Source organism: Brevundimonas sp., from assembly GCF_041648115.1.
GTDB lineage: Bacteria > Pseudomonadota > Alphaproteobacteria > Caulobacterales > Caulobacteraceae > Brevundimonas.
The window spans coordinates 91,856-112,679 of the sequence record NZ_JBAZPR010000013.1 but is presented as its reverse complement, the minus strand read 5'-3'; the positions used below and the strand labels follow the sequence as shown (position 1 = coordinate 112,679).

Annotated in this window: 20 protein-coding genes; 19 read left to right on the top strand and 1 reads right to left on the bottom strand. The window is 65.5% G+C overall.

The window, feature by feature from the left end:
• The first annotated feature begins 4 nt into the window (after positions 1-4).
• The 9 genes from WC597_RS13155 to WC597_RS13115 all read left to right on the top strand — a co-directional run bounded on the left by WC597_RS13155 (position 5) and on the right by WC597_RS13115 (position 8,197).
• A complete protein-coding gene (locus tag WC597_RS13155; protein WP_372693862.1) occupies positions 5-754 on the top strand; it encodes a biotin--[acetyl-CoA-carboxylase] ligase in 750 nt (249 codons plus the stop codon).
• Positions 754-1,530, top strand: coding sequence for a type III pantothenate kinase (locus tag WC597_RS13150; RefSeq protein WP_372693860.1), 777 nt, complete (start codon positions 754-756; stop codon positions 1,528-1,530). Before WC597_RS13155 ends, WC597_RS13150 begins: the two co-directional genes overlap by 1 nt.
• Entirely contained in the window at positions 1,531-3,204 is a 1,674-nt protein-coding gene (locus WC597_RS13145) for a ribonuclease J (RefSeq protein ID WP_372693858.1), read from the top strand.
• A 56-nt stretch (positions 3,205-3,260) separates the two neighbouring features.
• Positions 3,261-4,169, top strand: coding sequence for a hypothetical protein (locus WC597_RS13140; protein ID WP_372693856.1), 909 nt, complete (start codon positions 3,261-3,263; stop codon positions 4,167-4,169).
• A 39-nt stretch (positions 4,170-4,208) separates the two neighbouring features.
• Entirely contained in the window at positions 4,209-4,547 is a 339-nt protein-coding gene (locus tag WC597_RS13135; RefSeq protein ID WP_372693854.1) for a DUF3088 family protein, read from the top strand.
• Between the two features lie 9 nt (positions 4,548-4,556).
• Positions 4,557-4,823 (top strand): DUF1467 family protein, encoded by a 267-nt coding sequence (locus WC597_RS13130; RefSeq protein ID WP_372693852.1) that lies wholly within the window; start codon positions 4,557-4,559, stop codon positions 4,821-4,823.
• Positions 4,824-4,900: 77 nt separating this feature from the next.
• On the top strand, positions 4,901-6,217 hold the full coding sequence (proS, locus tag WC597_RS13125) for a proline--tRNA ligase (RefSeq protein WP_372693850.1): 1,317 nt from the start codon (positions 4,901-4,903) through the stop codon (positions 6,215-6,217).
• Positions 6,214-7,500, top strand: coding sequence for a lipoprotein-releasing ABC transporter permease subunit (locus tag WC597_RS13120; RefSeq protein ID WP_372693848.1), 1,287 nt, complete (start codon positions 6,214-6,216; stop codon positions 7,498-7,500). The genes proS and WC597_RS13120 overlap by 4 nt, the downstream gene beginning before the upstream one ends.
• A complete protein-coding gene (locus WC597_RS13115; protein ID WP_372693846.1) occupies positions 7,493-8,197 on the top strand; it encodes an ABC transporter ATP-binding protein in 705 nt (234 codons plus the stop codon). The genes WC597_RS13120 and WC597_RS13115 overlap by 8 nt, the downstream gene beginning before the upstream one ends.
• Positions 8,198-8,215: 18 nt before the next feature.
• Here WC597_RS13115 and msrA read toward each other — a convergent pair whose 3' ends face one another.
• A complete protein-coding gene (msrA, locus tag WC597_RS13110) occupies positions 8,216-8,842 on the bottom strand; it encodes a peptide-methionine (S)-S-oxide reductase MsrA (RefSeq protein WP_372693844.1) in 627 nt (208 codons plus the stop codon).
• A gap of 400 nt (positions 8,843-9,242) precedes the next feature.
• Here msrA and dnaE point away from each other — a divergent pair, with 400 nt between their 5' ends.
• From dnaE to WC597_RS13060, 10 genes are all read left to right on the top strand, one after another.
• On the top strand, positions 9,243-12,695 hold the full coding sequence (gene dnaE, locus WC597_RS13105; protein ID WP_372693842.1) for a DNA polymerase III subunit alpha: 3,453 nt from the start codon (positions 9,243-9,245) through the stop codon (positions 12,693-12,695).
• A complete protein-coding gene (locus WC597_RS13100) occupies positions 12,695-13,117 on the top strand; it encodes a hypothetical protein (RefSeq protein WP_372693840.1) in 423 nt (140 codons plus the stop codon). Before dnaE ends, WC597_RS13100 begins: the two co-directional genes overlap by 1 nt.
• Positions 13,118-13,315: 198 nt before the next feature.
• Positions 13,316-14,239, top strand: coding sequence for a 30S ribosomal protein S2 (rpsB, locus tag WC597_RS13095; protein ID WP_372693838.1), 924 nt, complete (start codon positions 13,316-13,318; stop codon positions 14,237-14,239).
• Between the two features lie 110 nt (positions 14,240-14,349).
• Entirely contained in the window at positions 14,350-15,291 is a 942-nt protein-coding gene (gene tsf, locus WC597_RS13090; protein WP_372693836.1) for a translation elongation factor Ts, read from the top strand.
• A 127-nt stretch (positions 15,292-15,418) separates the two neighbouring features.
• Complete coding sequence (gene pyrH / locus WC597_RS13085; protein WP_372693834.1) at positions 15,419-16,153, top strand: UMP kinase; 735 nt, start codon at positions 15,419-15,421, stop codon at positions 16,151-16,153.
• 39 nt (positions 16,154-16,192) lie between these two features.
• Positions 16,193-16,750: a ribosome recycling factor gene (gene frr, locus WC597_RS13080; protein WP_135195906.1), complete on the top strand. Its 558-nt coding sequence runs from the start codon at positions 16,193-16,195 to the stop codon at positions 16,748-16,750.
• 37 nt (positions 16,751-16,787) lie between these two features.
• Complete coding sequence (gene uppS / locus WC597_RS13075; RefSeq protein WP_372693832.1) at positions 16,788-17,561, top strand: polyprenyl diphosphate synthase; 774 nt, start codon at positions 16,788-16,790, stop codon at positions 17,559-17,561.
• Positions 17,561-18,379, top strand: coding sequence for a phosphatidate cytidylyltransferase (locus WC597_RS13070; RefSeq protein WP_372693830.1), 819 nt, complete (start codon positions 17,561-17,563; stop codon positions 18,377-18,379). The genes uppS and WC597_RS13070 overlap by 1 nt, the downstream gene beginning before the upstream one ends.
• Positions 18,376-19,572 (top strand): 1-deoxy-D-xylulose-5-phosphate reductoisomerase, encoded by a 1,197-nt coding sequence (dxr, locus tag WC597_RS13065; protein WP_372693828.1) that lies wholly within the window; start codon positions 18,376-18,378, stop codon positions 19,570-19,572. Before WC597_RS13070 ends, dxr begins: the two co-directional genes overlap by 4 nt.
• A 27-nt stretch (positions 19,573-19,599) precedes the next feature.
• A complete protein-coding gene (locus WC597_RS13060) occupies positions 19,600-20,817 on the top strand; it encodes an RIP metalloprotease (protein ID WP_372693826.1) in 1,218 nt (405 codons plus the stop codon).
• The last annotated feature ends 7 nt before the right edge of the window (positions 20,818-20,824 follow it).

Below are 20,824 nucleotides of genomic sequence, written 5' to 3'. Positions count from 1 at the left end.
GGCGTTGACGGCCGTCCCCCTGGTCATCCTCGACGAGATCGACTCGACCAACGCCGAGGCGCGCCGCCTTGCCGAGGCCGGGGAGGCCGGGCCGCGCTGGATCGTAGCGCGCCGTCAGACCGCCGGTCGCGGGCGTCGCGGCCGCAAGTGGGAAAGCGAACAGGGCAATTTGGCCGCAACACTGCTGGTCACCACGCCCAAGTCGGCGGCCGAGGCAGCCCAAGCCACCTTCGTCGCGGCCCTGGCCGTCGCCGACCTGCTGGACGTCTTCGTCTCGCCGGCCCTGGTGTCGATCAAATGGCCCAATGACGTCCTGCTGGACCGGATCAAGGTCTCTGGCATCTTGGTCGAGTCCGGCGCCCACGCGAATGGCGATTTGTGGATGGCCATCGGCATCGGTGTGAACCTTGCCCATGCGCCGGAAGGCACGGAGCGGGGGGCCACATCGGTCGCCGCCCGCCTGCGCGCCGACCTGGCCTATGTCCCGCCTATCGAAGCCGCCGCAGAGATCCTGGCCGAGACCTTCGCCGTCTGGTGGGGCCGTTGGCAGACGATGGGGTTTGAGCCGGTTCTGGACGCCTGGACCAGCCGCCTGACCGGCTTGAATGGCCCGTGCGTCGCGCGCCTGGACAATGAAACCATCGAGGGTCTTGCTGAGGGGGTTGAGCCGGATGGCGCCTTGCGTCTGCGTCTGGACGACGGTTCGGTACGACTGATCTCCGCTGGCGACGTGTTTTTCGGCAAGGCCGCCTAATGCTGCTGGCGATCGAGCAGGGCAACACCAACACGCTGTTCGCGGTCCACGACGGCTCGGACTGGATCGCCCAGTGGCGCGCCGCGACCGAGGCCAGCCGCACGGCGGACGAATACGCCGTCTGGCTGAACCAGCTGATGGTGATGAAGGGGCTGGAGTTCGATGCCCTGAGCGGCTGCATCATCTCCAGTGTCGTGCCGCAGTCGATCTTCAACCTTCGCAATCTGGCGCGTCGCTATCTGAACATCGAACCGCTGGTGATCGGCGAGAATGCCGAACTGGGCATCGAGGTGCGGATCGCCAAGCCCAGCGAGGCGGGGGCCGACCGGCTGGTCAACGCTGTCGGGGCGTCGCTGCTTTATCCCGGCGACCTGCTGCTGATCGACAGCGGCACGGCGACGACCTTCGACATCGTGTCCAGCGACGGCGCGTTCGAGGGCGGGCTGATCGCCCCCGGCATCAATCTATCGCTTCAGGCGCTGCATGAGGCGGCGGCCAAACTGCCGCGCATCGCCATCCAGAAACCCGAACATGTCATCGGCAAGGGCACGGTCGAGGCCATGCAGTCCGGCGTCTTCTGGGGCTATATCTCATTGATCGAAGGCCTGGTCGGGCGCATCAAGACGGAGTGGGGTCGGCCCATGACCGTCATCGGCACCGGCGGCGTCGCCAGCCTGTTCGAAGGCGCGACCGACAGCATCGATCACTTCGACCCCGACCTGACTATTCGCGGCCTCCTCGAAATCTGGCGTCGTAACGCCCATCTGACTGAGTGAATGAAAAAGCAAACCCAAGACGAACTCGTTTTCCTGCCGCTGGGCGGCTCGGACGAAGTCGGTATGAACCTGAACGCCTATGGCTTTGGCCCGGCGGACAATCGTGAATGGCTGATCGTCGATGTCGGCGTCACCTTCGGCGACCTGTCCACGCCTGGTGTCGACGTGATCGTGCCCGATCCCGCCTTCCTGGAAGGGGAGAACATCAAGGGCATCATGCTGACCCACGCGCACGAGGATCACATCGGCGCCCTGGGCTGGCTGTGGCCGCGCATCAAGGCGCCGGTCTACGCCACGCCCTTCACCGCCTATCTGATCAAGGACAAGCTGCGCGAGCGCGGTATCTTTGACGAGGTCCAGGTGATCGAGGTGCCGCTGGGCGGGACTGTGGATGTTGGTTCCTTCGGCGTGACCTTCGTCAACATGAGCCACTCGATCGCCGAGCCGAGCGGCCTGGCCATCGACACCCCGCTGGGCATGGTGTTCCACACCGGCGACTGGAAGATCGACGACCAGCCGATCATCGGCGAGAAGACCGACGCCCCCGCCATCCGCGCCATGGGCGACGAGGGTGTGCTGGCCATGGTCTGCGATTCGACCAACGTGTTCGTGCCGGGCGTCGCCGGGTCCGAGGGCGATGTCGCCGTCGCCATCTCCAAACTGATCGCCAGCCTCAAGGGCCGCGTCGCCGTGGGCTGTTTCGCCTCCAACGTCGCCCGGATGGACAGCGTCATCCGCGCCGCCGAGGCCTGTGGGCGTCGCGTGTCGCTGGCCGGCCGCTCGATGCACAAGATCACCGCGGCGGCGAAGCACGTCGGCATGTTGCAGGACGTGAAGCCCTTCCTGTCGGACGAAGAGGCCCGCGTCTGGCCCGCCGACCAGATCCTGTACCTGTGCACCGGCAGCCAGGGTGAAGCTCGCGCGGCCCTGTCGCGCGTCGCCGACGGCACCCACCCGGTCGTGAAGTTGGGCTTGGGCGACCACTGCATCTTCTCGTCGCGCCAGATCCCCGGCAACGAACTGGCCATCGGCAATCTGCAAGATCGCCTCGCGGACCGAGGCGTGCGCCTTTACACCGAGAAGGATCACCCCGGTATTCACGTCTCGGGTCACCCGTGCCGTGACGAGCTGAAGCAGATGTACGACTGGGTCCGGCCTCAGATCGCGGTGCCGACCCACGGCGTGCGCCGCTTCTTGCTGGAACACGCCAACCTGGCCAAGGACATCGGCATCAAGGAGACCGTGACGCCCCGCAACGGCGACATGGTGCGCCTGGCGCCCGGACCGGCCAAGATCATCGACGAGGTGCCGAACGGCCGTCTCTATGTCGACGGCGGCATGCTGGTGACCGAACAGGGCGAGGCTTTGAAAGAGCGTCGTCACGCCTCGACCAACGGCGTGCTGATCGTCAGCTTCGCCCTGGACAAGCGCGGCCGTATCGCCAGCGACATCGACATCCGCAGTGTGGGCCTGCCCGGCGACACCGGCACGCCCTTGGGCGATGCGCTGGACAAGCTGGCCGAGCGGGTCGAGCAGGTGATCAAGGGTCTGAAGGGCGATGCGCTGGACGACGAAATGGTCATCGAACAGGCCGTCGCCCGGGTGCTGAAAAAGGCCAGCCAGCAGATCTGGGATCGTCGTCCCATCGTCGAAACGGTCGTCCTGCGGGTCTGATGCAACCTTGACCGTTCGGGCGCATTTTCTGCGCGCCTGAACGCTCGGGGGAACCCATGTCTGACAAACCCACGCGCGCGCGCCGTCTGCTTGAGCGAGTGCGTCATGCCCGCCATCCGTTGCACAGCTGGCGGCGCTGGGCGGTGATCGTGGGGCAGGGGATGGTCGGCTTCGTCGCTATGTTCGCCGCCGTCAATCTGGTGCTCAGCCTGTCGACGTTCCGGGGCGAGGATCCACTGGCGCGGACGGTGCAGGAATTGCGCGTCCTGTGGTTCAGCCCGCCGGATGGCACGCCAATGTCGCCGACCGCCTTTCCCACCGTCTATGGCCGCGACCTGGGACCGGCGCCCGATACCGTCGCCATCCATGCGTTTCTGGAGCGCGAGGCCGAGGACGGGGTCTTCCTGCTCGACCATGTGATGGTGGATCGGATCCTGAAGCTGAACGGCCGGATCGATGCGCGCAGCGTGCCATCAGGCGTCTATGTCGGCGCCCACGCTCTGGGGCCGGACGGCATGCCGTTGGTGCCGGTGACCAAGTTCCTGGCGCAATATCTGCTGTTTCCGCGCCACGCCTATATTCTGGTGGTGCCCGAGAGCGGGCCGGCCATCGTCTTTTCAGCCAGCCAGAACGCCAAGTTCGGCATCGACACCCATCCCGAACGCCTGTCGGCCGAGATCGCGCCGTTCGACCCGAACGCCTATGACTTTCCTAGTTCGGGCGAGGCGCTGCACGAGATGACCCGCATCACCAACGATCCTGCCCGCGTCGCCACGGCCATCGAGACGCTAAAAGGCGCACAGGCGCGACTGGCGTCCGAGGGCCTGACCTATGGCCTCTTGGCGCCGAACTCCAACACCGCTGTCGGCTGTGTGCTGCAAGGGTCGGGAGCGATCACCCAGCAGGCCCGCTCGTCGATCCTTTTGGCCCTGCGTGCGCCGGGGTTCGGGGCCGAATGCGAATAGCGGTCGCGACAATCTCCTCAACTCGGATATATCCCACCGATGGCTGAGCGACTCTTCCTATTGAACCCCGACTGGCACGACGACCAAGGTGGACCGTGGTTCTGTCCGCCCGGCGCCTATATCGAAGGCGTGCTGGCCTTCTATCCCCAGCTTCGCGATGCGTTGGAGGTCGTCTATCTCGACCATCCCCGTCCGCGCCAGCCCGTCATCGAACAGGTCGGTGAGGCGTATCAGAGCTGCCCCATCCTGATCCTGGACGACACGCTCGACTGGCCAGATGCACAGGTCAGCGAAACGACCGGCCGTCGCTTCCTTCAGGATCACGCCATCGCGCCCTATCTGGCGGCCCGCTACGGCGTCGGCCGGCCGCATCCCTAGAGGTCCGTCATGCCCATCGGCGTCTTCACCATGGTCGGCATCTACATCATCGTCTGGTGGACGGTGCTGTTCGCCGTGCTGCCGCTAGGCACGGCGAGCGAGACGCACGAGCCGCCTACCGACGGCTCCCAGTGGGGCGCGCCAAAGACGCCGAACCTGAAGAAGAAGTTCCTGACCACGACCTGGGTCTCGGCCCTGGCCTGGGTCTTCATCATGGTGCTGATCTTCACCGGCTGGCTGCCCTTGCCGAACTTCGCCAACGGACCGGCCGTCTAAACCGCAACCCGGCCTAGCTTTCGCCCCGGTCCAGCGGCTAAAGCCTTGTTCCGTCTCTACGCCTAGGATTTCCGACCATGCGCCTGTCGCGCTTTTTCCTGCCCACGCTGAAGGAAGCCCCTTCGGACGCCCAGATCGTCTCGCACCAGCTGATGCTGCGTGCCGGCATGATCAAACAGGAGGCCGCCGGTATCTACGCCTGGCTGCCGCTGGGTCTGAGGGTGCTGCGCAAGGTCGAGCAGATCGTGCGCGAGGAACAGCAGCGGGCAGGGGCGGTCGAACTGCTGATGCCGACCCTGCAACTGGCCGACCTGTGGCGCGAGAGCGGCCGCTATGACGCCTACGGTCCCGAAATGCTGCGCATCACCGACCGCCACGAGCGGGAGCTGCTGTACGGGCCGACCAACGAGGAGATGATCACCGACATCTTCCGCGCCTATGTGAAGTCCTACAAGTCGCTGCCGCTGAACCTGTTTCACATCCAGTGGAAGTTCCGCGACGAGCGCCGGCCCCGGTTCGGCGTCATGCGCGGCCGCGAGTTCCTGATGAAGGACGCCTATTCCTTCGACGTGGATGAGGCGTCTGCACGCGTCGCCTACAACCGCATGTTTACGGCCTATCTGAACACCTTCGCCCGCATGGGTCTGAAGGCCGTGCCGATGCGCGCCGACACCGGGCCGATCGGTGGCGACCTGAGCCACGAGTTCATCGTCCTGGCTGAAACCGGCGAGAGCGAGGTCTTCTGCGACCGCAAGCTGGTCGAGATGGCCCCTCCCGGTCACGACCTTGACGCCGAGGCGCTGCAGGCCGTGTTCGACGAGCGCACGGCCCTGTACGCAGCAACCGAGGAAATGCACGACGCAGCCCAGTTCGAGGCCCAGACCGCCGAGGGCGACCGTCTGTCGGCGCGCGGCATCGAGGTCGGCCACATCTTCTATTTCGGCACCAAATACTCCTTGCCGATGAAGGCCAAGGTCGCCGGGCCTGACGGTCAGGACGCCGAGGTCCACATGGGCAGCTATGGCGTCGGCGTGTCGCGCCTGCTGGGCGCCATCATCGAGGCCAGCCACGACGCCGGCGGCATCATCTGGCCCGACGCCGTGGCCCCGTTCGACGTGGTGGTCATCAACCTGCGCGCCAATGACGAGGCCGTCTCGGCGGCCTGCGAGGACGCGGTGGCTCAGCTGGAAAAACTCGGCAAGGACGTGCTGTACGACGACACCGACGAGCGTCCGGGCGGCAAGTTCGCCACTGCAGACCTGATCGGCATTCCCTGGCAACTGACTATCGGTCCCAAGGGACTGGCGGACGGCGTGGTCGAACTGAAGCGCCGCGCCACCGGCGAGAAGGTTTCCGTGCCGCTCGCCGAAGCCATCGAAAGGCTGACCGCTTGAGCCTGCCGTCCCGTCCTTCCGGCGCCTTCTCCTCGTGGGAGATCGGCCTGGCCCTCCGCTACCTGCGCGCCAAGCGCAAGGAGGGCGGCGTCGCCACCATCGCGGTGATCAGCTTCATCGGCATCATGCTGGCCGTCGCCGTGCTGATCAGCGTCATGAGCATCATGTCCGGCTTCCGCAGCGAACTGCTGGGCCGGATGCTGGCCTTCAACGGACACATGTATGTGCAGGGGCCAGTGCTGACCTCGCCGGACCGTGAGGCCGCGCTGAAACGGATCCAGGCCGTGCCAGGCGTCGCCAGCGCCAGTCCGCTGAACGAGGCGCAAAGCCTGATCCGCGTCGGCAGCTATACGACGGGCGCCATCGCCAAGGGCATCCGTCCCGAAGATCTGGCCAAGACCCAATATGTGTTCGACAGCCTGACGCCGCAGGAGCGCGCCGGGTTCGGCAAGGGCCCCTATGGCGGCGACCGCATTCTGGTCGGAGCCGCCTTGGCGACGTCGATGGGGCTGCGGGTCGGCGACCCGGTCACTCTGTATTCGCCCACCGGCGCCGACAGCGCCTTCGGCAATCTGGGCGGACTGGAGAAGACCTATTTCGTCGGCGGCCTGTTCCGCTCGGGCGCCGCCGACTACGACCGCGCCTTCATCTTCATGCCGCTGGAACAGCAGCAGCTCTTCTTCGGCAAGGAGGGCGTCTGGGACGCCATCGAGATCAAGGTCGACGACCCCGATCAGGTCGGCGCCCTGACCGCCGCAATCCATGACGCCGCCGGACCCGGCGCGGTCGTCAGCGACTGGCGCGAGCGTCTGGCCGCCTTCTACGGCGCGTTGAAGGTCGAGCGGGTGGCCATGAGCATCATCCTGGGCCTGGTCGTCGCCATCGCCGCCATGAACATCATCTCCGGCATCGTCATGCTGGTGAAGAACAAGGGCCGCGACATCGCCATCCTGCGCACCATCGGCGCCAGTCCGTCGTCCATCCTTCGCGTCTTCTTCATGGCCGGCGCCATGATCGGGGTGGCGGGCACCATCGCCGGTCTGGTGTTGGGCCTGCTGTTCTGCTGGAACATCGGTCCGATCCAGCATTTCCTGGAGTTCGTGCTGCAGACCAAGCTGTTCGATTCCGACGTCTATATGCTGGACGCCATTCCGGCCCTGGTCGATCCGCTGGACGTGGCCTGGGTGACCTTCTGGTCGCTGCTGATGAGCTGTATCGCCAGCCTGCCGCCGTCCTGGACCGCATCTCGCATCGATCCCGTGGAGGCGCTCCGTTATGAGTAAGGCTCCCATCCTGTCGGTGCGCGGCCTGACCCGCACCTATGACACCGCGCAAGGCGGCCTGACCGTACTGAAGGGCGTCGATCTGGACGTGTTTCCGGGCGAACTGGTCGGATTGATTGGGCCTTCGGGTTCGGGCAAGTCGTCGTTGCTGCACGCCGCCGGCCTGCTGGAAAAGCCGACGAGCGGCACAGTCGCCATCGACGGCGAACAGGTCGGCGATCTGGACGAGCGCGCCCGCACGCGCCTGCGTCTGGGCCGGATCGGCTTCGTCTATCAGTTTCACCATCTGCTGCCCGAGTTCGACGCGCGCGACAACGTCGCCCTGCCGATGCGGATCGCGGGGCTCCCACAGGACGAAGCCCGTAAACGCGCCGAGGTCACCCTGACGGCCCTGGGCCTGGGCGAGCGCTTGACGCACCAACCGGCCCAAATGTCAGGCGGCGAGCAGCAGCGGGTCGCCATCGGCCGAGCGCTGGCCAATGGCCCGCGTCTGCTGCTGGCCGACGAACCGACCGGCAACCTGGACCCGACCACCAGTCAATCGGTGTTCGAATCCCTGCGCGACCTGGCCAAGAATACAGGCGTCGCAGCCCTGATCGCCACCCACAACATGGAGTTGGCCGGCCATATGGACCGCGTCTTCGCCCTGAAGGACGGGCACCTGGAAGAGCGCGCGGCCCAAAGCCACGCATATTGAGCCAGGCGTACTAAAAAATCAGCTGACGGCGGCGTCGCCCCAGATCGCCCGCAGGCGATCTGGGCGGCGGCAACCGACCCGATAGGCCTGATAGCTGGCGGCATGGCGCTTGGCATAGTCCTGATGCTCCGCCCCCGCCGGCCAGAACCGCTGGGCGCCGACGACCGGCGTGGTGAAGCTCCTTCTCAAGATCCGCATGGCCGCATCGCGCGAGGCGACGGCGTCCGTGCGTTGGCCATCCGTGGCGAACACGGCCGAGCGATACGAAGGCCCTTGGTCGCAGAACTGTCCGTTCGGATCTGTCGGATCGATTGTGCGCCAGTACCGATCGACCAGGGTGCGATAGCTGACGACGCGCGGATCGAAGGTGACCTGGATCGCTTCCATATGGCCGGTGCCGCCGCGCACCACCTGTTCATAGGTCGGATTGACCGTGTGCCCGCCGACAAAGCCCGACACGGCGGACCGCACGCCCGGCACATCGTCGAACGCCTTCTCCTCGGACCAGAAGCATCCGCCGGCGAAGATGGCCGTTTGAAGCGCCGGCGTCGTCTGGGCCTCGGCCGGGCGGGGCAGGGGTGCGCCGAGCGCCAGCACCCCGATGGTCAGGGATGCGAGCGCGGCGAGCGTGGTGCGATTAGACATCGGTCGATCTCCGTTTACACTCACTACGACGGCGTCGGTCGAATGGTTTCAAACGCGATGGTTGACGAGAACAAAAAGCCAACATAGAACATTAGCAGAACATATCGGATTGGTGGGAGGCAATGTCATGCCGCGTTTGATGAGAGATATGCTGTCGCTGGCGTCGTGCGGCGGCTTCGTGCTGATGGTCTGGACCGTAGCGATCAACGTCACCGGCGCCTGAGATCAGACGAATTAGACGGATTAGACAGTGTTTTGTCGATGACCGTCTGAAGTCAGTGATCCACAGCCCATCCGCCCGAGAACGGGTTTGTGATGGTTGATCGCCGCCCGATATGAGAGTCAGGTCAGGATAGGCAGCCCATCCAGGGGCGAGGTCGGAGAAGGTGTGAGGGAGCCGGTGAACAGTCAGGGTTTCGTCCATCTGCGGGTCCGCTCGGCCTATTCGCTGCTGGAAGGCGCGATCAAGGCGGCCAAGGTCGGCAAGTTGGCGGCCGATGCGGGCATGCCGGCGGTCGGGGTCGCGGATCGGGCCAACCTGTTCGGCGCGCTGGAGTTCAGCCAGACGGCCAAGGAGGCGGGCGTCCAGCCTCTCGTGGCCTGCGCCTTGCCGGTCTTCGGCATCGGCGGCCAGATCAAGGCGCGCTGGGCCAAGGTTCCGACCGTAGTGGTGCTGGCTCAGAATACCGCCGGGTGGCTGAATCTGTGTGCGCTGTCGTCGTCAGCCTATCTGGACGCGGGCGAGATGGCCGAGCCGGGCGTGTCCTGGGAACAGGTCGTGGCGCGTTCCGAAGGATTGATCCTGCTGTCCGGCGGCCCGGACGGCCCGGTCGATCCGCTTTTCGCCCAAGGCAACAAGGTTGAAGGCGCCGCGACCCTGGCGACCATCAAGGCAGCCTTCGGCGACCGCTTCTATGTCGAACTTCAACGCCACGGGCTGGATGACGAGAAACGGGCCGAGCCGGGTCTGGTCGAATGGGCCTACGCCAACGACACGCCCGTGGTCGCCACCAACGACGTCTATTACGCCAAGGCGGCACAGGCGAAGTCGCACGACGCCCTGCTGTGCATCGCCGACGGCGCCTTCACCGGTCAGGAGGATCGTCGCCGCATCACCGGCGAGCATTGGTTCAAGCCGGCCGCCGTCATGCGCGAACTATTCGCCGACCTGCCAGAAGCCTGCGACAACACCATCGACATCGCGCGTCGTTGCGCCTTCCTGGTCGAGACCCACGCGCCCATCCTGCCGCGATTCGACACCGGGGCAGGGCGCTCCGAAGCCGACGAACTGGCGCACCAGGCGCGCGAGGGGCTGAAGGTTCGCCTGACCGAGGTCGCGCCGGCCTTTCCCGAGGCGGAATACTGGACCCGTCTGGAGTGGGAGGTCGGGATCATCCAGCAGATGGGGTTCCCGGGCTACTTCCTCATCGTGGCGGACTTCATCAAATGGGCCAAGACCCATGGCATTCCCGTGGGGCCTGGGCGGGGCTCCGGCGCCGGGTCTTTGGTCGCCTGGTCCCTGACCATCACCGATCTGGACCCTTTGCGGTTCGGCCTGCTGTTCGAGCGGTTCCTGAATCCCGAGCGGGTCTCCATGCCCGACTTCGACATCGACTTCTGCCAAGAGCGGCGCGAGGAGGTGATCGACTACGTCCAGGACCGTTACGGCAAGGACCGGGTGGCCCAGATCATCACCTTCGGCACGCTTCAGGCGCGGGCCGTTCTGCGTGACGTGGGCCGCGTGCTGCAGATGCCGCTGGGCCAGGTGGACCGGCTCTGCAAGATGGTGCCGAACAACCCGGCTGCGCCCGTCACCCTGGCCCAGGCCATCGAACTGGAGCCGCGCCTGAAGGAAGCGAGGGACGCCGAACCGGCGGTTCGCACCCTGCTGGAAACGGCGCTGGAGCTGGAGGGGCTGTATCGCAACGCCTCGACCCACGCCGCCGGCATCGTCATCGGCGACCGGCCGCTGACGGAGCTGGTGCCGCTGTATCAGGATCCACGCTCCACCATTCCCGCGTCCCAGTTCAACATGAAGTGGGTCGAGCCGGCGGGTCTGGTCAAGTTCGACTTCCTGGGCCTGAAGACCCTGACCGTGCTGGACCGCGCCCGCGCCTATCTGGAACGGCGCGGCGCGGCCAAGGACTGGAATACGCTGCCGCTGGACGATGCGCGCACCTATGAGCTGATGGCCTCGGGCCAGACGGTCGGGGTGTTCCAGCTGGAATCCCAGGGCATGCGCGACACCCTGCGCAAGATGCGTTGCGGCTCCATCGAAGAGATCACCGCCCTGATTTCCCTCTATCGGCCGGGACCGATGGAGATGATCGACACCTATATCGACCGCAAGTTCGGTCGGGCCGAGGTCGATTATCTGCACCCCAGCCTGAAGGAGGTCCTGACCGAGACCTACGGCGTCATCATCTACCAGGAACAGGTGATGAAGATCGCCCAGATCCTGGCGGGCTACAGCCTGGGCGAGGCCGACCTGCTGCGTCGCGCCATGGGCAAGAAGAAGAAGGAGGAGATGGACTTCCAGCGGGCGCGCTTCATCGCGGGAGCGTTGGAAAAGACGGTGCCCGAGGTTCAATCCGGCTCCATCTTCGATCTGGTGGCCAAGTTCGCGGGCTATGGCTTCAACAAGTCCCACGCCGCCGCCTATGCGCTGATCTCGTTCCAGACGGGTTGGTTGAAGGCCAACCAGCCGGTGGAGTTCTTCGCCGCGTCGATGAGCCTGGACCTGTCGAACACCGACAAGTTGGCGGTCTTCTATCAGGACGCGCGACGGTTCGAGGTGCCGGTGCTTTCGCCCGACATCAACCGGTCGTCAGCGGACTTCGACGTGGCCTTCGACGACGACAAGGGGGCGGTGCTTTACGCCCTGGGCGCGATCCGCAACGTGGGCCTGGAGGCGATGAAACACGTCATCGAGGTGCGCGAGACGGGCGGCCGTTTCGCCGACATCTTCGACTTCCTGGAACGCGTCGATCCCCGCAGCGTCAACAAGCGCGCGCTGGAAGGCCTGGCCAAGGCCGGCGCCTTCGACAGCATCCACCCCAACCGGCGTCAGTTGCTGGAACAGGCCGATGTGCTGATGGCCTATTGCCAGAGCGTGGCGGCCGAGCGCGCCTCGTCTCAGGTCAACCTGTTCGGCGGCGACCAGGCCCACGTCGGCCGTCCGCGGCTGAAGACCGTCGAACCCTGGGTCGGGCCGGAACGGCTTGATCACGAACTGTCGGCCGTGGGCTTCTATCTGTCCGGCCACCCGCTGGACGAGATGACATCGGCCCTGAGGCGCAAGCGCGTCACCTTCGTCGCCGAGGCCATTCCTCTGGCCGAGTCCGGCCATGAGGCCTTCCAGATGGCGGGCGTCGTGCGTCGCAAGCAGGAACGGGCCAGCGCGCGGACGGGCGAGAAGTTCGCCTTCGTCACCTTCTCGGACCCCACGGGCGAGTTCGAATGTCTTTTCCCGCCTGAGCAACTGCGCAAATGCCGCGAGGTACTGGAGCCCGGCGCCTCGGTCATGGTGCGGGTGCGCGCCAAGTCGTCGGAAGGGGAGGTGCGCTTCTTCGGGGACGACGCCTCGCGTATGGACAACCTGCTGGACGACGCCAACATCGGCCTGCGCATCCACGTCTCGGCCCGCAGCGCGGACGCCGAAGCGCTGAAGGCCCGGCTGGAGCGCGCCCGCTCCGGGGCGATCGGCAAGGGCGGGGAGATTTCCTTCATGATCGCGGGCCTGGAGCAGGGGCGTGAGGTGGAGGTCAAAATTCCCGGCCGCTACCGCCTCGACGGCGCCCTGCGTGGCGCTCTGAAATCTGCGCCCGGCGTGGTGATGCTGGAGGACGCCTGATGGCCGGGCGCAATTCGCGCGAGGTCGAACTTGCAGGCAGAAGTTGGGTGGTTTCCAGGCTTCTCGCTCACGGTATCGAGGTGGCGACGCCCGTGGTCGATTCCGGGATCGATCTTATCGCATTCAAGGAAGCCGGTGTCGGCGGCATCAAGGCGTTGCCTCTGCAACTGAAGTGCGCCACCGGCGAAGCTTTCAGCTTGAACGCCAAATACGCCGAGCGCGGCATCACCATGATTTATGTCTGGCGCGTCATGATCGCCCCAACGGCATTCATCATGAGCTATGCGGAGGCATTGGCCGTGCTGGGCGAGAAGTCAGCGTCCACCGCATCTTTTGCCGAACAAGGCGCATATTCGATGAGCTCTGTGTCCAACAGAAGCGTGAGCACCTCTCTGAATACCAGGATCGGTGGGATTGGCTGAAGGCGAGGATCGAGGCTCAGCCAGAGAGCTGATGTCCGCAGAGCTTGCTATTGCGGCCCATCCGGCCTACATCGCCCCCGCATTTCGCAACGCGGGTGAGGCGCGCTTCGGGGAGACATCCCGATACGCTCCATTCCGAGGGTCGTCAGACCTTTAATCCCCCGCGCCACGTTTGATCGGAAAAAGGACTGAACGATCATGGCTTTGCCAGAATTCTCGATGCGTACCCTGCTTGAAGCAGGCGCTCACTTCGGCCACCAGACGCACCGCTGGAACCCGAAGATGGATCGCTACATCTTCGGCTCGCGCTCGAACATCCACATCATCGACCTTTCGCAGACGATGCCGCTGTTCCACCAGGCTCTGGTGGCCGTGCGCGAAGTCGCCGCCAAGGGCGGTCGCGTCCTGTTCGTCGGCACCAAGCGCCAGGCCGCTGAGCCGGTCGCCGAAGCCGCCAAGCGCTGCGCCCAGTACTACATGAACAACCGTTGGCTCGGCGGTACGCTGACCAACTGGCGTACCGTCTCGGGCTCGATCGCCCGTCTGCGCGAACTGGAAGGCATCCTCGAGAACGGCGGTGAAGGCCGCGTCAAGAAGGAGCTGCTGAACCTGGAGCGCGAGAAGGACAAGCTGGAACTGTCGCTGGGCGGCATCAAGGACATGGGTTCGATCCCGGACATCATGTTCGTGATCGACACCAACAAGGAAGCGATCGCGATACAGGAAGCCCGCAAGCTGAACATCCCGATCATCGCCATCCTGGACACCAACTCGGACCCGGACGGCATCACCTATCCGGTCCCCGGCAACGATGACGCCGCCCGCGCCATCCAGACCTACTGCGACCTGATCGCCGACGCCGTCCTGGACGGTCTGGCCGCCGGCGCTTCGGCCTCGGGCGTGGACCTGGGCGCTGCGATCAATCCGGAAGAGCCCATGCTGCGTGAAGCCTCGACCCCGGTTGAAGCCGATGCCGCTCCGGCTGGTACGGAATCGGTCGCCGCCGAACTGGAAGCCGCTGCTGAACCGGCCCCCGCTGAGCCGGCTGTCGCCGACGAAGCCGCCAAGGCCGCCACTTCGGAAGCGAACGACGCCGTCGAAACCGAGAAGGCCGCGGGCTGATCGCCCGCAGGACGGCGTTCGCGCTATGAGCGCCGCCTGACGAACTGACACACGGCCGGGCTAAGTCAGTCCGGCCGTTCCCACATACGAAATCCCCCAAGGAGAAGAACATGGCCGAGATCACTGCCGCCCTCGTGAAGGAACTTCGCGAGCGTTCGGGCGTCGGCATGATGGACTGCAAGAAGGCGCTGGTCGAAAACGACGGCAACATCGAAGCATCGATCGACTGGCTGCGCGCCAAGGGCCTGTCCAAGGCCGCCAAGAAGGCCGACCGCGTCGCCGCTGAAGGCCTGGTCGCCGTCGCGTCCAAGGAAGACGGCAAGGGCGAAGTCGCCGCCGCCATCGAGTTCAACGCCGAGACCGATTTCGTCGCTCGCAACGAACTGTTCCAGAACGCCGCCAAGTCGTTCGCCCAACTGGGTCTGGACCACCACACGGTCGAAGCCCTGCACGGCGCCGAACTGGAAGCCGGCAAGACTGTTCAGGACGAAGTGACCAACATGATCGCCACCATCGGCGAGAACATGCAACTGCGCCGCGCCGCCCGCCTGTCGGTGTCGGAAGGCGTCGTCTCGACCTACGTCCACAACGCTGTTTCGCCGGGCGTGGGCCGTATCGGCGTGCTGGTGGCTCTGGAAGGCGAGGGCGACAAGACCGCTCTTCGCGAACTGGGTCGCAAGATCGCCATGCACGTTGCAGCAACCGCTCCGCTGTCGCTGAACACCGATGACCTGGACCCCGCCGCCATCGAGAAGGAACGCACCGTTCTGACCGAAAAGGCCAAGGAAGAAGGTCGCCCGGAAGCCATGATCGCCAAGATCGTGGAAGGCCAGATCAACAAGTTCCAGAAGGACGTGGTGCTGTCCAAGCAGCCGTTCGTCATGGACCCGGACGTGACCATCGAACAGCTGGTCGCCAACTCGGCCAAGGAACTGGGCTCCTCCAACCTGCACCTGGCCGGCTTCGTCCGTTTGGCGCTGGGTGAAGGCGTAGAGAAGGTCGAAGGCCCCGACTTCGCGTCGGAAGTCGCCTCCATGATGGGCGGCAACTAACAAGTCTTCCCCTCATTCGTGAGGGTTTTGTATCAGAAGGGCGCGTTCGGCTTTGATGGCCGGCGCGCCCTTCGTCTATAAGAAGTCGCCTGATTCAATGGCGCCGCAGTCAAACGGACCTTCCCGCATGCCCGACGCCACCTCGACCTTCCGCTACAAACGCGTCCTGCTGAAGGTTTCCGGCGAGGTGCTGATGGGCGATCAGTCGTTCGGCGTCGACATGAACACCGTCGATGCTGTGGCCAAGTCGGTCGCGGACGTCGCGGCCGAAGGCGTCGAGATCTGCCTGGTCATCGGCGGCGGCAACATCTTCCGCGGCCTGTCCAAGGCCGCAGCAGGCATGGAACGCGCCCAGGCCGACTATATGGGCATGCTGGCCACCATCATGAACGCCCTGGCGATGCAGTCGGCGCTGGAGAAGATCGGCGTATCGACTCGCGTGCAGAGCGCCATTCCGATGGCGGCCATCGCCGAACCCTACATCCGCCGCCGCGCCCTGCGTCATCTGGAAAAGGGACGGGTGGTGATCTTCGCCGCCGGCGTCGGCGCACCCTTCTTCACCACGGACTCAGGCGCCGCGCTGCGCGCCGCCGAAATGGGCTGCGACGCCCTGCTGAAGGGCACCAGCGTGGACGGCGTCTATACCGCCGATCCCAAGAAGGATCCGACCGCCACCCGCTACGAGACCCTGACTTACCAGGACGTTCTGGCCAAGGATCTGCGGGTCATGGATGCGTCGGCCATCGCCATGATGCGCGACACGGGCATCCCGATCGTGGTCTTCTCCATTCGGGAAGACAACTCGCTGCGCCGGACCCTGACCGGCGAAGGCACGTTCACGGTCATTCAGGACGTCGCTTGAACGTCTGCGTGACCAGGAAAGACAAGAGAGACCAAGACCATGGCAAAGCCTGAACTTAAGACATACCGCGACCGCATGGAGCGGTCGGTCACCGCCCTGAAGGAAGAGTTCAGCGGCCTGCGGACCGGACGCGCCAACGCCGGCCTGCTGGAGCCCGTGCGGGTCGAAGCCTATGGCTCGGCCTCGCCGCTGAGCGCCGTCGCCGCCATCAGCGTGCCCGAGCCGCGCATGATCAGCGTCAACGTCTGGGACAAGGGCATGGTCGTCGCGGTCGAGAAGGCCATTCGCAACGCCAACCTGGGCCTGAACCCCATCGTCGACGGCCAGACGCTGCGTATCCCCGTGCCGCCCCTGACCGAGGAACGTCGCAAGGATCTGGTCAAGCTGGCCGGAAAATACACCGAGCAGCAGAAGATTTCGGTCCGCAACGTCCGCCGCGACGCCAACGACGACCTGAAGAAGGCCGAGAAGGCCGGCGAGATCAGCCAGGACGAGCAGAAGAAGATGGAGACTGAGGTCCAGAAGGAAACCGACGCGGCCATCAAGCGCATCGACGAGGCCTTGAAGACCAAAGAGCAAGAGATCATGCAGGTCTGAGGCGAAACGGCTTGGCCCCGAAGGGATCACACCACAGATGACGGCAGACAGCGCCGCGCCTTCTGGCCAACGCCCACAGGGACGGGGTCCCGATGGGCCGCGTCATGTCGCCATAATCATGGACGGCAATGGCCGCTGGGCGAAGGCGCGGGGCTTGCCGCGCGCTCTGGGTCATCGCGAGGGCGTACAGGCGCTGAAGCGGACGATCCAGGCGGCGCCCGATCTGGGCATCGAGTGTCTGACGGTGTTCGGTTTCTCGACCGAGAACTGGAGCCGGCCCGAGGACGAGGTGTCCGACCTGATGGGTCTGGTGCGGACCTATGTGGCCAGCGATCTGGCGCGTCTGGCGAAAGCGGGTGTGCGTCTGAGAATCCTGGGCCGTCGCGAAGGTTTGCCTGCCGACATCGCCGCCATCATCGAAAGGGCCGAGGCCCAGACGGCGCATAACGACCGCTTCTTGCTGCAAGTCGCCTTCAACTATGGCGGCCGGGCAGATCTGGTGGACGCTGCGCGGCGACACATGGACCGGGTTCTGGCGGGAGAGACGGCCGAACCGATCACCGAGGCCGTCCTGGCGTCCGGTCTAGCCACGGCGGGCGCGCCGCCGCTGGACCTGATCGTGCGCACGTCCGGCGAGCAGCGCCTGTCGAACTTCCTGCTGTGGGAAGCGGCCTACGCCGAGCTGGTGTTCCAGGACGTCCTGTGGCCCGACTATGGGCCCAAGGCCCTTGCCGAGGCGATCGCCACCTTTGGGCAACGTGACCGTCGCTATGGCGGTCGAGAGGTCGCCCCCGTGCGCGCGACGGCCTGATGGCGGTCAAGGGACGCGACATCGCCCTTCGGGCCGCTTCCGCCGTCGTGCTGGCGCCCGCCGCCGTGGCCGCGACCTGGGCTGGGGGCATCTGGTTCCTGGCGCTGATGACCGTGGCCAGCATCGTCCTGGCCTTCGAATGGGCGTCGATGAGCGCGCCGCACGCCCGCCGCGTCATGGGCGGCGCCGTCAGTTTCGGTGTCGTTGCGGCGGTGATCAGCGCCCATTTCGGCGCCATGTCCGTCGCCTTCGTCATGCTGGTGTTCGGCGCTGTCGCGGCTGGTGTCTATGCCCGCAGCCGGGGGCAGGAGGCATTGGATGCGGCCTATGGCGTGCTCTATCTCGGCTGGCCTTCGGTCCTGCTGATCTGGCTGCGCGACGTGGACAGCGTCGTCGGTTTGCACTGGACCGTACTGGTCTTCGCCGTGGCCTGGTCGGCGGATATCCTGGCCTATCTGGCGGGATCGACGTTCGGCGGACCCAAGCTATGGCCGCGTTTCTCGCCCAACAAGACCTGGTCCGGGTTCATCGGCGGTATCGTCGCCGGGGCCATTGCGGGCGCCATCATGACCGCCTGGCTGGATATGGGCGCGCTGACCGTCGTGTGGGGCGCGGTGCTGGGCTTTGCGGCCGCCTTGGCGACCATGGCGGGCGACCTGTGGGAATCGGCGCTGAAAAGGCGGTTCGGGGTCAAGGACGCGGGCAACACCATTCCTGGTCACGGCGGCCTGTTGGACCGAGTTGATGGTTTGATGTTCGCGGTCGTCGTGGTCGCCGCCGGGCGGTTGATCGTCCTGTTGCTGGAGCGCGGCGCGTGATCCGGCGTCGCGTCACGGTGCTGGGATCGACCGGATCGGTCGGCGCCTCGACGCTGGATCTGATGGCTCAGGCCGAAGCGACAGGCACTGGCGCCTTCGAGGTCGAGGCGCTGACCGGCGGAGCCAATATCGCCAAATTGGCCGAGCAGGCGCGACGCTGGCGTCCGAAGGTGGCGGTCACGGCCGATCCTGCGAGATTGCACGAATTGCGCGACGCCTTGGCCGGCACGGATATCGCGGTCGCCGCCGGCGACGCCGCCATCGTCGAGGCGGCGACGCGGCCAGTCGATTGGATCATGGCCGCGATCGTCGGCGCGGCAGGATTGAAGTCGGCATGGGCGGCGGCGGCCACCGGCGCGACCCTGGCGCTGGCCAACAAGGAAAGCCTGGTCTGCTGCGGGCCGGCGCTGATCGAACGGGTCAAGCGGGCTGGGGGACGGCTGATCCCGGTCGATTCCGAGCACTCCGCCATCTTCCAGGTCTTTCCGGCCGAAGCGCCCGAACGGGTTTCCAAGCTGATCCTGACCGCATCGGGCGGGCCTTTCCGCCAGACCCCGCGCGAACGGATGATCGGCATCACGCCCGAACAGGCGGTGGCGCATCCGAACTGGAGCATGGGCGCCAAGATTTCGGTCGACAGCGCCACCATGGCCAACAAGGGCCTGGAGATGATCGAGGCGGCCTATCTGTTCGACATGCCGCAGGACCGAATCGACGTGGTGGTGCACCCTGAATCGATCATCCACAGCCTTGTGGAATATGTGGATGGTTCGACGCTGGCCCAGATGGGGCCGCCGGACATGCGCACGCCCATCGCCTGCGCCCTGGCCTGGCCTGACCGCATCGCCTGGCCGGCGCCCAAGCTGGATTTGGCGGCTCTGGGTCGGCTGACGTTCGAGGCGCCCGATCTGGCGCGCTTCCCGGCCCTGGATCTGGCCCGTCAGGCGTTGAAGGCGGGAGGCGCAACGCCCGCCGTGTTCAATGCGGCGAATGAGGTTGCGGCCTTCGCATTTCTTGACCGCAAGCTGGCCTTTCTCAATATTGCCGCAGTCGTCGCCGAAACCCTTGAGCGTGCGACGAAAGCGGGGATGGCTTTCGGTTCTGGAGACGCCTGCGGCGCGGCCCTTTCGGTCGATGCCGAGACGCGTCGAATGGCCGGGTCCGTCATCGCCGGTCTTGCGAACGCGGCCTGATAGCAGGCGAGGGGAGACGATTTTCGAATGCTGGGCGTCCTGGGTCAGGTCCTGATCTCAATCGCCTCGTTCCTGCTGGTGCTGACGTTCATCGTCACCATCCATGAACTGGGTCACTTCCTCGTCGCGCGCGCCTTTGGCGTGAAGGTGGATCGTTTCGCGGTCGGCTTCGGCAAGGCCGTGTTCAGCCGCACCGATCGTCACGGCATCGAATGGCGGCTGGGTTGGCTGCCGCTAGGCGGCTATGTGAAGTTCTCTGGCGATCTGGACGCCTCCAGCGTGCCGGATCAGGCGGGGCTGAACGAACTGCGCCAGAGGGTGGTCGCCGAGCGCGGACCCGGCGCCGAGCGCGACTATTTCCACTTCAAGCCGGTGTGGCAGCGCGCGCTGATCGTCGCGGCCGGTCCGGTCGCCAACTTCATCCTGGCCATCACGATCTTTGCGGTCGTCTTCATGGCTGTGGGCGTTTCGTTGCGCCCCGCCCGCGTGGCTCAGGTTCAGGCGGGATCGCCCGCAGCCACCGCCGGCTTCCAGGTCGGCGACCTGATCACCGATGTGAACGGCAAGGCCATCAAGGATGGCAGCGCGGTGACGCGCACCGTCATGCTCTCCACCGGCGACCCTGTCCGTTTCACCGTCGAACGCGCCGGGCAGCCGGTCGAACTGATCGCCACGCCCGAACGCCGTGAAGAGAACGACCCCATCGCCGGACGGGTCAAGGTCGGCCGCATCGGACTGGGCCTGGGGTCGTCGGCCGGCGATGTGCGCCATGTTCGTTACGGCCCGGTCGGCGCCGTGGTCGAAGGCGTGCGCCAGACCGGCGACGTGATCGGCTCGACCCTGACCTATCTCGGACGTCTAGTGACCGGTCGCGAGTCGGGCGATCAGTTCAGCGGACCGTTGGGCATCGCCAAGGCGACGGGATCGCTGACGACCGCTGCGGTCGAGGCCAATCCGGCTCCCGGAGCCATTGCAATCAACCTGATCCTGACGCTGACAACCTTGGCCGCCATACTTTCGATCGGAATCGGCTTTCTAAACCTGCTTCCCATCCCGATCCTCGACGGCGGGCATCTGCTTTTCTACGGCTACGAAGCCGTAGCCAGGCAGCCTGTGTCGGCGCGGTTCCAGGAGATGGGCTATCGTGCAGGCCTTGCGCTTTTGGCGGGATTTATGTTGTTCGCGACGTGGAACGACCTACAGAAGCTCAACCTCTTCCAATTCCTCGGCGGGCTCGTCTCGTGAGCCGACG